This window comes from Alkalibacter mobilis (assembly GCF_015594845.1).
GTDB classification, from domain to species: domain Bacteria; phylum Bacillota; class Clostridia; order Eubacteriales; family Alkalibacteraceae; genus Alkalibacter; species Alkalibacter mobilis.
This window is the reverse complement of sequence record NZ_JADNRK010000027.1, coordinates 1-13,053: the sequence shown is the minus strand read 5'-3', so window position 1 is coordinate 13,053 and position 13,053 is coordinate 1. Positions and strand designations below refer to the sequence as shown.

Genomic DNA, 13,053 nt, shown 5'->3' with positions numbered 1-13,053 from the left:
AAAATGATCAATTTGGAAAAGAATGAAAGATATTTAGAAATGGTAAAAGAAATCAATGAAGCACCTGCAGAGGAGAAATCTGAGAAGATTATCGAGGTAATGCACGAGTTGATTGAAGCAAACTCAACTGAAATTGCAGCTCAATATAAAAGCGATTATGGGGAGTTGCAGGCAAATAAGGACCATGCTCAGAAGATGGGTCTTCGAACATTGACTTCAAATGAAAAAGAGTTTTACGAGACAGTTTTCCCGAAAGCAAAGCAGTCAATTACGCTTACGGACGTAAACATTTTTCCGGAGACCACAACGGATTATGTGTTTGAAGAGATCAAAACGAACCACGATCTTTTGAGATATTTTAAATCTGTACCTGCAGGTGTGAATAAGTACATAACTTCGGAATACACTGGCAAGGCTGCATGGGGTGAGTTGACTGCGGCAATTGTAGATGAGATATCCGCAACAATCAAAGGATTTAACGTAGATGCTTATAAGCTGTCTGGCTTCATGTATGTCCCTGTAGCTATTCTTGAATTGGGGCCGGTCTGGGTAGATCGTTTTGTTAGAACTGTCCTAGTTGAAGTCCTGGAAGATGGTATAGAAGAAGGAGCAGTTATTGGAACTGGAGAAACTGGACCTATTGGCTTGGTGAAATCTTTGAGTGGAGCTGTAGATGGAGTCCATCCGGACAAGGCAACCGTGGCACTCACGTCCTTTAAGCCAGAGGAGTTCGCACCAAAGCTGATTCCACTTACGAATGGTGGTAAAAGGACACTTAATAAGGTGTTGCTAGTAGTCAATTCTTCAGATCGTTTGGGTAAGGTAATCCCGGCATCTACGGTCTTTGCAAACGGAAATTATCAAAGCATCTTGTCTTATATCCCAGTAGAGATCATTGAGAGTAAGCATGTTCCGGCCAACAAAATGGTGGCATTCCTGCCTAACTCATACCAGATGGGACTTACGAAAGTCGGCGTTCAATACTCTGATGATTTTAAATTCTTGGATCATCTGAGAACCTATAGAACTGTAGCATATGGCAATGGTCGAATTGTCGATGATAACATGTCCATCGTGTTCGATATCACCAACTTGACTCCGTTCGTACAACCGGTTACTGTTGACGGTATTGTTCAAACCCAAGAAGTAGTGTAAGAAGCGGAGGAATTGGTCAATGACTGAAGAACAGCTTATGAGTATGAAAACGGAGTTGGAAGATGAGCTTCAGTTGTGGCTTGATGAATCCAACCAGGAAGATGAAAGAAAGATAAATCAGCTAAAAAGGCACCTGAAAAATGGTGCCTTTTATCTTGAAAGCAAAATCGGGATGTTTGACATCGACATAAACCTAAGCGCAAGATCATACGTATTGAACTACGCCAGGTACGCTTATTATGGGGTGCTAGATGAATTTTATGCAAACTATGAGAGCGACTTAAGGGGGCTACAAATTGAGAATTTCGAAACGTAAAAACTCTTTGCCGGTCTACTTAGATGGAAAATTTGCCATATATGAAGTTACTGATGATCCTGAAAGTGATTATCCCAGGCTATTACTTCGTAAAGTAAAGTCTGGAATTTCTTTTTCAGAGCTGCAGATTTTTGATAAGAGCCTTGTTGCTTATAAGTCAGCTGGAATCGAAGTGGAGCGAAAAATTAGAACTCGGCCTATTCGATTATTCAAAAAACATTATATTGGAATTGGGGATCAAATCTACAAGGTGGAGAATTCAGTAACCGCTATTAATGCCAGTGGTTTTGAAGAGACGGATATCACCTTATCAATCTTTACGGAAAGCTTTGAATTGGAGGTGGTTGGTTCGTGACAAAAGCAGAATTAGCTACATTGGTTAAAACGGTATTTCCATCTTTAAGAGAATGGGCGTTCAGAGAAAGTGATCTCAATACGTTTCCCAGAGCTCTGTACTGGGGATATGCCCGAAGCGGTACAAGGGCATCCGGTCTTACGTACAGCAAAGATGAGACCGTGCAGATTTCAGTATTTTCGCTTAGTCCCAACGAAGTGAAAGTTGATGAGCTTGAATATATCTTGATTGAACATGGATTTGCTCCGGAAATATTTATTGAATTTAATGAAACAGACCGGATTTTCCATTATTACTTAGGGGTGCAATGTGAGCGATGATAAATTCCTTGGTGGAGTGAATGATTTGGAAAGCGAGCTAGCAGCTATCTTAGTTGCAACGGAAGAAACAAAAGTAGACAATGCTTTGGAGATGGGGGCAAGACTTTTGGCAATAGACATCAAAAAACTACCAAAGCCTAGATCACAAATTAGTAAAAGTGGCTATACCCACCTGCTTGACAGTGTGGATGTGTGGCGTGATGAGCTCAAAGCTGGATCCAAGGTGCGCCTTGGATGGAGAAAATACTATGGACCGATACTCGAGCATGGATCCTATAAGATGGGTTCCCAACCACATCTTAAACCTACATGGGAGAGAAACAAAGCGAAATATCAAAAAGAAATGATTGAAAACTTGAAACTGGGAGGTAATTAATAATGGCTATAACGAATAAAAAACCGGCCAGAAAGCAAACAGTGGGAGCACTTTATTACGATTTTGCAACTGATATAGATGCTCTAACTTATGCAGGGACACCGGCAAAATCTGAAGTGGTTAAAACCATAAGCACCACTGAAAATGAAGAGTCAGAACCGATATATGCTTCTGGAAAAGTATACGATACGCCTACTCTGCGATCTTCTGATGAAATAGAAGTTGAAGTAGTGGCGTTTGATTCAGACGATGTAGCAAAGATGAAAGGTGAAACAATTGATGCAAGTGGATTAGTATTATCAGGTGGAGCAAAAACTAAGCCATATTTTGCATTCGGAAAGGTCGTAATTAAAACCGGAGGACACTTCAGATATCAGTGGTTTCCGAAATGTCAGCTTATTACTAAATCGGATGAAGCATCAACTTCCGAAGAGTCACCTTCGGAACAAAATGACACGCTAACTATAAGTGCTTTGCCCTTTGATGCAGATGGTAATACAAATGTATATGTAGATAGCGAAATGACTGCATTTCCAGCCGGTTTAACGGAAGATTTGTTCTTTACTCAAGTAGTTCATTCGCCAGCGACCATGCCTGCGATAACACCATAAGGGGAGCTTAGATGAAAAGAGTATTATTAGCCAATGGAGACAAAGTGGAGTTGTTCTATTCGTTTAAAACTTCAAAAGAAATGGTCGGACTGAAAAGTGACGTAAGTAGATTAGAGGAAATTAGCAAAAAATATGGTAAAGAAACAGAAATCATGGATTTTGAAGATGAAGATATGCAAGTGTATTTGGACAGCTTAAGTAAAATTATTTGTGCAGTTTTAAATGGCTCAAGATATCCATGCGAATTGGAAGAGGTAGACTTTCTAATTAATGAAGAGCTGATAAATCGCACAATCGAACTATTAGAAGAACAAAAGAAGAAAGAGGAAAGCGTGGCAAAAAAAAAGGCCTATGTCTCCTCCAAGAAAAAGTGAATTTCAACAAACTGAGGGTTAGTGCTTATCAAATCGGACTTACTGAGGCAGATTTTTGGTGGATTAACCCTTTTGATTTTTTAGAGATGATTGAAGAATACAACAGGCTACAAGGAGGTTGATAAGATGGCCGGTGATTTAAAAAGAGTTGGGTTAGAATTCAAGGCAGATGGATCAGTGGAGTTTAGAAAAACTCTGAAGGCCATTAATGATGATATGAAGGAACTGACATCATCTTATCAACTTGAAAAAGCGCAGCTTGATAAAAATGCATCTACATATGACAAGCTAAACCTCCGGCTGCAATTTGTACAGCAAGCGTATGACAATTACAGTGACAAAGTAAATGTCTTAGAAGATGAATTGAAAGCCTTGGAAAATGCTGAGAAAAGAAATGAAAGCGCAATTCAAAAGAAAAGAACCGAGCTTAACAACGCTAAACGACAAATGGAAGAGTACGGTAAATCTATTGATGAAGTAACCAAAAAGATGAATACTGCGAACTGGAATGACATCTCAAAGGATCTTGATAAGATAGGCACTGCATCCACAAATGCTGGGAAAAAGTTTTCTATTTTTACAGCAGGAGCAGTCGCAGGCGGTGTAAAAGTAACTGATATGGCTTCAGACTTGCAAGAAACTATGTCTAAAACAGATGTAGTATTTGGCGAAAATTCAAAGGCAGTAAAAGATTGGTCTGAAGAATCAATTGAAAATATGGGACTTGCACAACAAACAGCTCTTGATATGGTTTCAACATACGGAGATATGGGAACATCCATGGAAATTCCTACTGAGAAAGCTGCAGAAATGGGCATGGAACTAACAAAAAGAGCAGCGGATCTATCGTCGTTCAAGAATATAAAAATCGATGTTGCCAATACAGCATTGAATGCAGTTTATACAGGCGAAACGGAATCTTTAAAAAAGCTTGGAGTCGTTATGACACAGGCAAACCTTGAACAATTTGCACTACAAAAGGGAATGGGCAAGACATATAAAGAGATGACCGAAGCTGAAAGAGTACAGTTGAGATATGCCTATGTCATGGATAAAACCAATAATGCAGCAGGTGATTTTGCAAGAACTTCTGATGGCTACGCTAACTCACAAAGGATATTACAGGAATCATTAAAACAAGTAGGAACTGAGTTAGGTCAAGTCTTGCTACCTATTATGACCACGCTTGTTCAGAGAGTTACGGAACTTGTTCAGTGGTTTTCAGGGTTAAACGAAGGAACAAAGGCCATTGTTATAGCTGTAATAGGAGTGGTCGCTGCAATAGGGCCGTTGCTCATAATATTTGGTACGCTTGCAAGTTCCGCAAGCCATATTATAACACTCATAACGTCACTGTCCGGAGGTGCAGCAGGTACGACGGGATTGTCAGGGCTATCAACTGCATTTACGTCATTGTTGGCCCCTGTGGCAGCAGTGATTGCAATTTTTGCAGCGGTAGTTTTGGCCATCAAAGAGTTGTGGAAAAACAACGAAGCTTTTAGAAATGCAATTACCAACGCTTGGGAAGGTATTAAAGACACATTAAACACAATCTGGAAATCGATAATAAAGCCAATATTTGAAACAATGAAGCAGGTGCTCTTAGGGATATGGACCAATGGAATTAAACCATTATGGGATAATTGGGTTAAGTTTATAGGCAATATTACTATAAGAATGACTGAGTTATGGACAGCAATAAAGCCTATTGTTGATTGGTTTGTAAAAATTTTTGGGCCTTTGATCACGAATGTGTTTAACATAGTTGCAAATGTGTTTGGTGGTATGGTTACTGGTGTTTTAAATATAGCAGGCGTTCTACTCAAATCAATCGGGTCAATTATTGGAAATGTTATAGGGGTTTTTACAGACTTGATTAAATTTATTAAATCGGTTTTCACTGGCGATTGGCGTGGTGCTTGGGAAGGAGTTAAATCGATATTCTCAAATGTAATGTCTGGGCTAGGAACTGTGTTAAAGACACCACTGAATGCAATTATTTCTATGATAAATGCTGTTTTAGGCGGACTTAATCGAATAAATATAAAAATACCCAATTGGGTTCCTAAATATGGGGGAAAGAATTTTGGAGTTAATATACCTAAAATTCCTATGTTGGCTGAAGGTGGATATCTATATGGAGGCGCTGCAATAGTTGGAGAAGCAGGAGCTGAGCTGCTAACCCAGCAAGGAGGCAGAACCAGGGTGACACCGCTTAACAGTTCATCAAATTCAGAAGATATCATTGATTACGCTAAACTGGCCAAAGCTTTTGCAGCGGTATTTTCAAATATGATTCTTTATGTTGATGAGGATGGTGTCGCAAAAATGGTTGATAAAAGATTGGTTGAGGTGATGGCTTAATGTTCAAATTTAATGGAATTTCAAATACAGATATGAAAGTCATACCAAAAGAAGAAAACTTTACTGCGAGAGCACCCCAACGGTTTGAAACCATAACAATCGATGGTAAAGATGGCGTGATTTTCATTCCACTAGGCTACGAACCGGTAGAAAAAGATTTGGAATTGCAAATCTTGGATATTAGTAACATTCCAGATATTCTAGAATGGCTTAATGGTGAAGGTGAACTTGAGTATGAGAACAAGGTCTCCCAAGCAAGGTTCTTTGCCGGTTATGATGTAGATCGGTTTGTATCCCTTAAGAAGGCACAAATCTCTTACATTCGGGATCCTTTCTGGTACAAAGCGAATGATGATTACATCACAGTCACAACATCCGTGATCAATGGGGGTAACATCTATGCGAAGCCTTTGATTAAGCTGACCGGATCCGGCATGGTTGATATTTCCGTTAATGGTACAAGGTTTCAGTATACCTTTACGGATCCATATGTAGAAATCGACTGCGAGGATATGACGGAAAAGTACGAGGGATTGATCCGATCACGAAATATGGAAATGGGATTGGAGTATCCTAGACTGGACCCTGGGACAAATGAAATCATCTTGAATTCTGGTACTTGTACTATAGAGATGATGAGGAAGGACAGATGGCTTTGATCAAGATCTTTGATACAGACGATAAAATATATACATCTAACGGGAACCTGGCTATCCAACCACTAAAATGCATCGAAACAAAGTATGAAGGATTCAATGGTTGGGAAGTGGATATTGAGCTTCCTGTTGATTACAAGGAGTATATTGCACAGGATAGCATTGTGGTGGTTCCAACTAAGTCCAAGGGAGAGCAACCTTTTCGGGTACAGAATCCAGAAGTGACAACGCGTCTGGTCAGATTCAAGGCTACTCATGTAGCATTTGATGCCTCGAGATATTTGATTGAAGATGTTTATCCTCAAAATCTTAATGGAGCATCCTTCATGGACTGGTTAAATACCAGAACTGACAGAATCAGCCCATTCACCACGTTGTCAGATGTGTCGACATTAGGGACAGCAAGAATAATTAGAAAAACGTTGATGGAAGCCTTTTTAATTGCCCAAGAGCGACTCGGAGGCTTCTTCGATTTTGATAAGTGGCAAATCAGACTTTTATCTAGCCTTGGGTTAGATCGAGGTGAAACCATCCGATATGGGAAAAACCTGCAGGGAATCCGTGTGTATGAGAACTGGAACGATGTCTGCACAAAAATACTTCCAGTTGGTCCCGACGGAATTACTTTACCAGAAGTCTATTTGATCTCGGATGTACAGTACTCTGAAGTGTATGCAAAGGCTGTAAATTTTAACATCCAGTCAGAAGAAGGTGAAACTCTTTCAGAAGAAGATATAACATCCAGACTTCGGACTATGGCGCAAGCCCATCTTGATGTTTACAAATATCCTAAAATCAGGTTTGAAATAAGTGCAGATGTAAATCAGGATCTTGATATTGGTGATATTGTTTATGTGGTTACTAAACAAGCTGAAGTCCCAACACAAGTCCAGGGATATGTTTATGATGTGAATAGAGCGCGAGTTACAAAGCTAATTTACGGCAATTTTAATAACAATGCAAAGAGCATATTCTCGACTATTAAAGCAAACATAGAACAGGCTTTAGTAAGTGGAGCGGATGCAAACAAGTTAGTATCAGATCAGTCCAATATTATTGATCAACTGGGGAAGATTGGCCACGTATACCAAGACGATAATGAAATAATGGTACTAGATGCTCTACCAAAGGAAAGTGCACAAAATGTCCTCCGGATCAACATTGGCGGTATTGGATTTAGCTCTACCGGAATTGAAGGGCCATTCACATCAGCATGGACTTTGGATGGAGCATTTAATGCGACTTTTATTCAAACTGGTATATTGAATGCAAATCTCATAAAAACAGGAACCCTTCAATCTGAAAATGGGGTTAGCTATATCAATATGAATGACGGGAGTTTCAACTTAGGTTCAGATAACATTGTCTATGATGGAGAAAATCTGACTATTAGATTAAATTCTGGAACTACTATGGATGAAATTGCAACAAAAGTAGATAATTCTGAAAGCTTGATAAATCAAACTGCTGATGATATCAGAACTGAAGTCTCAGCAAACTACACAACACAGAATGAATTTGCTAGTTATCAAAATGAAGTTTCTACCCAATTTACTCAAACTCAAGATACATTTAATTTTCAATTTACAAATCTTGAATCGCTCGTAAATGAAATTGATGGGGGATCCCAAGAGCAACTCGAGGAGATCCACAGGTATATTCGATTTGTGGATGGGAACATAGAGCTTGGGGAAGCCGACAATCCAATAATTCTTGTTATAGAAAATGATGTAATCAGCTTTAAGCAAAATGGAATTTCAGTAGCATATTTTGCAAATAATATTCTTTATGTAACTGATGCCAATTTTTTAAACTCTATTAGGATTGGCAACTTTGCATTTACTCCTAGAGAAAATGGGAATTTAAGTTTTGGAAAGGTGGTGTAGCCTATGGCCCTAAGCGGAACGCTGACTAATGTCTTTAGAACTGGTTACGGTATTCAAATCGAGTGGAGTGCTACACAAAACATTACAAATAATACGAGTACAGTTACCGCAAATTTTTATCTTATTTCTTATGGAAGTAGCTACACCATTTCATCATCTGCATTAAAAACAGTTCGAATAACAATAGATGGGACAACGTTTACTAGCGCTAATTACAGTGGTTCTCTTTCTGGAAATCAGAAAAAATTAATGGCCACTGCATCAAAGACAATCAATCATAATGCAGATGGTACAAAAACCTTTAGTATTAGCGGAAATATTGATTTGAAAGTTACATTATCCGGCGTATATTGGGGCACAGTGTCTATTGGTTCTCAAAACTTCACGTTAGACACGATTCCGAGAGCGTCAACACCTACGTTCAGTGCAAGCAGCACCACTATGGGGAACGCAGTGACGATTAATACAAACCGTGCATCTACATCATTTACTCATACAATCAGTTATTCATTTGGTACAGCAAGTGGAACCATAGCTACAGGTGTTGGAGCATCATATGCGTGGACAGTGCCGCTGAGTTTAGTATCTGCAATTAGCGGTTCAAGTGGGACGTGTACTATAACATTAAAAACATATAGCGGTGCAACTCTAGTTGGGACAAAAACAGCGACAATGACCTTGGTTAAGCCTGCGGTCACTACTCCGACCGTGAATTATAGTGCTAGAGAAATGGGACAAATCATCAGGGTAACGACCAATCCTTCTAACAGCGCTTTATCTCATAAGATTTATTATGCATTTACTGGGATTTCAAAGACGCTTTTAAATACTACGGCATCAGGAAATACTTATTATGATTGGACTATTCCATTAGCGACCTTGGCACCTAAAATTCCAAATAATACAAGTGGTACAGTAACTGTATATGCAGACACTTATTACGGATCAACTTTAATAGGTTCAAAAACAGTCACATTCACTGCAACGGTACCGTCTTCAGTCGTCCCAACAGTTTCAATTAGTAAAACTGGTGTCAGTTTATATAATGGATATTATGTACAAAACAAATCAAAGGTATCGGTTACGCTTTCAGATTCAGGATCCTATGGATCAACAATTTCAAGTCGAAAAACAACAATTAATGGTGCAACTTATACTACGGCATCCTTTACTACAGGGGTATTAACCGGTGCAGGAACGAACACAATAACGACAACTGTTACTGATTCAAGGGGACGAACAAAAACAACTTCGACAACTATCACAGTGACAGCATATGCAAATCCGCAAGCGACGAGTTTAACAGCAATTAGATCAAATTCAGATGGCACTGCGAATCCACAAGGTGCTTATATGAAACTCACAGGTTCAGCAGTAATATCTTCAATAAACAACACGAACACAAAATCTACATATATCAGGTACAGGCCAACCGGTGGATCTTGGACCACGGCTGCAAGCGATGCAGTTAACTATACACCGTCATTGTCGGCGGTAGTACCGGCGGACGTAAACAGCACGTTTGAAGTTGAGTTGGTAGCTGCAGATTATTATTCCAGTGCTACACGTGCGACAACAGTTTCAACTGCATTTGTATTGATGGACTTTCATTCATCCGGAATGTCGATGGCAATCGGGAAAGTGGCGGAAGGAAAAGGCGTGTTGGACATTAACGGTGACGTATGGTTTGGCGGAAATCAAATGAACACTGATTTGGTGCATCCATTGGAGCTTGATTGGTATTCTATGGAATCGCTAAACGGGGAGATTCGTATTACATTACCCTTCAAAGCCGACACTAAAAACATATACTTAGTCAATTTTGGGGCAATCCCAAATCCAGCAGGTTCATCGTTATATTGGAATACTGTGACTGGTGTATTGTCCGTTCCGGTGACGTATAATGGGTCGGCGGTAGTGTCGAGACCTAAATTCACAACATTGGCAAGTCATAATTCAACGATGACGTTAACGGTGACTGCACTAGCAAGAAAAACAGATGGAACGCTGGTCACTGAAGTGGCGGGTGGTAACGAAGCTATTAATTCAACTCTAGTGTTATCCATAACGGGCTTCGGTTCAAATTATCCGACATTGGCGGCAAGGTTACCCAGACTTAAACTTAAACGAATATTATAAGAATAGGAGTGTGGTTTTATATGATTGAATTTTTATCGTTAGGTTTCATTGATGGAAAACCAGATTTTAGATTTTACGAAAAAAACGGTGATGAAATTGAAGAAACGCGATTGAAAGAACTTGATGAAGAAACATTGAACGCGGTGAATGATTTGTTTTCACTTTTTGAATCCAAAAGCGATTCAATAAAAGAAAAAATATCAATCGACAGGACAGTCGGTGAAATTGAAAGACGACGAAAAGAACTGGAAGAATTGGAACGAACACTTATCGACCTAGTGGAAATACAACGTGAAATAACTTAAAAATCAAATAAAACTTAAAGTTTTGAACCAAGCAGGCCTGCTCTCCAAGGCTTGTTTTTTATTAATCAGAGGAGGTGGAAGATGGAGAACAATTATGCCTGTAAAGAAAAGCACGAGAACATCAACCGAACTTTGGAGCAGCATGAACGAAGGATGAACAAGCATGGTGAACGAATTGACAAGATCGAGCAGTTTCAATCGAGAACAGAAACTAAAATTGAAAACTTGTGCGAGCAAATAAGAAGTCTGGTTTCAACAATAAGATGGGCCTTGGGGGTTGGATTAACAACCTTACTAGGCTTTTTTATTTGGTATGTACAAAATATAGGAGGATGAAAAAATGAATTTATCAGGAGTAACTAAAGAAGTTTGGATCAGAACAATTGTATTGCTAGTAGCATTGTTCAATCAGGGGCTTCGAGTGATGGGATTTGATGTTTTACCCTTTGCTGAAGAAGAAGTTGCAGATGCTCTTTCTATTATTTTTATGGTGATTGCATCCCTGTGGGCTTGGTGGAAAAACAATAGCTTCACTGGCAAGGCTCAATCAGCTGACAGAATATTGAGGAGCGAATAACATGGGCGGAAAATATTTGTTATATCCACAAGATGGTTTGGTGCGTGTCACCAGCCCTTTTGGAATAAGAAATGGGTCTTTGCATAGTGGAGTTGACTTAGCTAGCGATAATAAAGGCACAGACTGGAACTTAGCTGCCGCAGATGGTGCAGTCACAGGGATCGGTCACTCTTCAGGAGCTGGATATTATATTGTTGTAAAAGTTGGATTTGAAATTAATGGTAAAAGTGCTTGGATAAGATACTATCACGGGAAAGAACGTGCTAGATTCTATGATAGACCAGGGCGTCCATTAATTTTGATGGGTGATAAAGTTATGCAAGGTGAGAAAATCCAAATAGAAGGAAACACCGGAAATTCGAGAGGATCACATCTGCATTTCGAATTACGACTTGGTGCAGATGCAAAAGCAAATGCTGTAAATCCGGTTCCGTATTTATGGATACCAAAAGCTTTACCAATCGATAAAGGAACATTGACTCAATCTCAATTTAAAAATGTAAATTATGTTGAAGATTTTACCGAAGGAGTGAAAGAATTGAAACGTGGGGATAAAGGTTCAAGTGTCAAAGCTATCCAAAAAGCCTTGATTAATATTGGTTATAATATGGGTAAATATGGAGTTGACGGGTCCTTTGGACCGGTAACAGAAAATGTAGTGAAGAAATTCCAATCAGATCAAAAATTAAGCCAATCTGGAATTGTGGATGATCAGACGCTGGAGAGGTTGATCGATAGTGTGATCTCAAAATCAGGATTAGATCTTGGTAAATTGTCGAAATCAAAAGAACTTGCAAAACAAATTATAGCATTGTAAAATAACTGAGGGAGAGAATTGCAGTACCTTGGGCCGAAAGGCCCTTTTGTACTTCTAATACTAGTGTATTTATAGATGCCACAGAAGTGATGATAAAAATAAATTTAAAATTTAATAAAAATTGTCGTAAGCACAATATAGTGTATTTTTAATAGAGTTTTTAATAAGTTAGACACCATTGAGAGTATATTTTTGGATTTGACTTTGTGTAATGAGTGTGTTAAATTCATATTACATTAAAAGTAGTAGTAAATTTTGCTAGATCAGTGCCCTGGTGTTCCTTGAGAGCCGGGGCCATTTTTTTGATAGGGGGAGAAAATTGGCAGACAAATATTTCAAAAATTATCAAGAACAGATTAAAATTCTACAATCAAGGGGTTTGACTGTTGAACCTGACTCAATAGATGTTTTGAAATATGAAAACTATTATAATGTAATAAATGGCTATAAGGATTTGTTCTTACAAAATACAAGTAGTGAGGATGAAGAAATATACATTGAAGGTGCAGAATTTAATGAAATATATGCTTTATACGAGTTTGACAGAAATTTAAGATTCATTTTTTTAAAAAAATTACTCATTATAGAAAATAATATGAAGTCAGTCATGGCATACAGGTTTTCAGAAAAGTATGGACATGATAATTATATCAAACTCAGCAATTTTAACAAATACAAAAAAAATAAGGACTTGGATGAGATTACTAATGTCATGTCTTCTTTACAAAGAGTTATATATGAACAGTGCGGTAAAAACGATTCACTAACTCATTATTATACAAATTATGGTTATGTACCATTT

The 13,053-nt window shown here is 38.6% G+C and carries 16 protein-coding genes; all 16 read left to right on the top strand.

The annotated features are described in order from the left end of the window. The first annotated feature begins 3 nt into the window (after positions 1-3). Positions 4-1,155 carry a phage major capsid protein gene (locus IWB18_RS10600; protein WP_195683602.1) on the top strand — a complete coding sequence of 384 codons (1,152 nt, stop codon included), beginning with the start codon at positions 4-6 and terminating at the stop codon, positions 1,153-1,155. Between the two features lie 19 nt (positions 1,156-1,174). Continuing rightward, positions 1,175-1,471: a hypothetical protein gene (locus tag IWB18_RS10595; RefSeq protein ID WP_195683601.1), complete on the top strand. Its 297-nt coding sequence runs from the start codon at positions 1,175-1,177 to the stop codon at positions 1,469-1,471. Next, positions 1,452-1,826 carry a hypothetical protein gene (locus IWB18_RS10590; protein ID WP_195683600.1) on the top strand — a complete coding sequence of 125 codons (375 nt, stop codon included), beginning with the start codon at positions 1,452-1,454 and terminating at the stop codon, positions 1,824-1,826. The genes IWB18_RS10595 and IWB18_RS10590 overlap by 20 nt, the downstream gene beginning before the upstream one ends. Then, a complete protein-coding gene (locus IWB18_RS10585; RefSeq protein WP_195683599.1) occupies positions 1,823-2,146 on the top strand; it encodes a hypothetical protein in 324 nt (107 codons plus the stop codon). The genes IWB18_RS10590 and IWB18_RS10585 overlap by 4 nt, the downstream gene beginning before the upstream one ends. Continuing rightward, complete coding sequence (locus IWB18_RS10580) at positions 2,136-2,522, top strand: HK97-gp10 family putative phage morphogenesis protein (RefSeq protein ID WP_195683598.1); 387 nt, start codon at positions 2,136-2,138, stop codon at positions 2,520-2,522. The genes IWB18_RS10585 and IWB18_RS10580 overlap by 11 nt, the downstream gene beginning before the upstream one ends. A gap of 2 nt (positions 2,523-2,524) precedes the next feature. Then, the gene (locus IWB18_RS10575) at positions 2,525-3,133 is read left to right on the top strand and encodes a major tail protein (protein WP_195683597.1); all 609 of its coding nucleotides are present in this window, start codon (positions 2,525-2,527) and stop codon (positions 3,131-3,133) included. A gap of 11 nt (positions 3,134-3,144) precedes the next feature. Further along, on the top strand, positions 3,145-3,507 hold the full coding sequence (locus tag IWB18_RS10570; RefSeq protein WP_195683596.1) for a hypothetical protein: 363 nt from the start codon (positions 3,145-3,147) through the stop codon (positions 3,505-3,507). Positions 3,508-3,633: 126 nt separating this feature from the next. Next, on the top strand, positions 3,634-5,871 hold the full coding sequence (locus IWB18_RS10565; protein ID WP_195683595.1) for a phage tail tape measure protein: 2,238 nt from the start codon (positions 3,634-3,636) through the stop codon (positions 5,869-5,871). After that, positions 5,871-6,530 (top strand): phage tail domain-containing protein, encoded by a 660-nt coding sequence (locus IWB18_RS10560; RefSeq protein WP_195683594.1) that lies wholly within the window; start codon positions 5,871-5,873, stop codon positions 6,528-6,530. Before IWB18_RS10565 ends, IWB18_RS10560 begins: the two co-directional genes overlap by 1 nt. Continuing rightward, on the top strand, positions 6,521-8,413 hold the full coding sequence (locus IWB18_RS10555; protein ID WP_195683593.1) for a phage tail spike protein: 1,893 nt from the start codon (positions 6,521-6,523) through the stop codon (positions 8,411-8,413). The genes IWB18_RS10560 and IWB18_RS10555 overlap by 10 nt, the downstream gene beginning before the upstream one ends. Before the next feature lie 3 nt (positions 8,414-8,416). After that, complete coding sequence (locus tag IWB18_RS10550; RefSeq protein ID WP_225877833.1) at positions 8,417-10,552, top strand: DUF859 family phage minor structural protein; 2,136 nt, start codon at positions 8,417-8,419, stop codon at positions 10,550-10,552. Between the two features lie 20 nt (positions 10,553-10,572). Further along, the gene (locus IWB18_RS10545) at positions 10,573-10,857 is read left to right on the top strand and encodes a hypothetical protein (protein WP_195683591.1); all 285 of its coding nucleotides are present in this window, start codon (positions 10,573-10,575) and stop codon (positions 10,855-10,857) included. An 81-nt stretch (positions 10,858-10,938) separates the two neighbouring features. After that, positions 10,939-11,193 carry a hemolysin XhlA family protein gene (locus IWB18_RS10540; protein WP_195683590.1) on the top strand — a complete coding sequence of 85 codons (255 nt, stop codon included), beginning with the start codon at positions 10,939-10,941 and terminating at the stop codon, positions 11,191-11,193. Between the two features lie 4 nt (positions 11,194-11,197). After that, positions 11,198-11,434, top strand: a complete 237-nt coding sequence (locus IWB18_RS10535; protein ID WP_195683589.1) for a phage holin — start codon at positions 11,198-11,200, stop codon at positions 11,432-11,434. A 1-nt stretch (position 11,435) separates the two neighbouring features. Further along, positions 11,436-12,251: a peptidoglycan-binding protein gene (locus IWB18_RS10530; protein WP_195683588.1), complete on the top strand. Its 816-nt coding sequence runs from the start codon at positions 11,436-11,438 to the stop codon at positions 12,249-12,251. A gap of 319 nt (positions 12,252-12,570) precedes the next feature. Further along, a partial coding sequence (locus IWB18_RS10525; RefSeq protein WP_195683587.1) for an Abi family protein occupies positions 12,571-13,053 on the top strand: 483 nt, incomplete at its 3' end.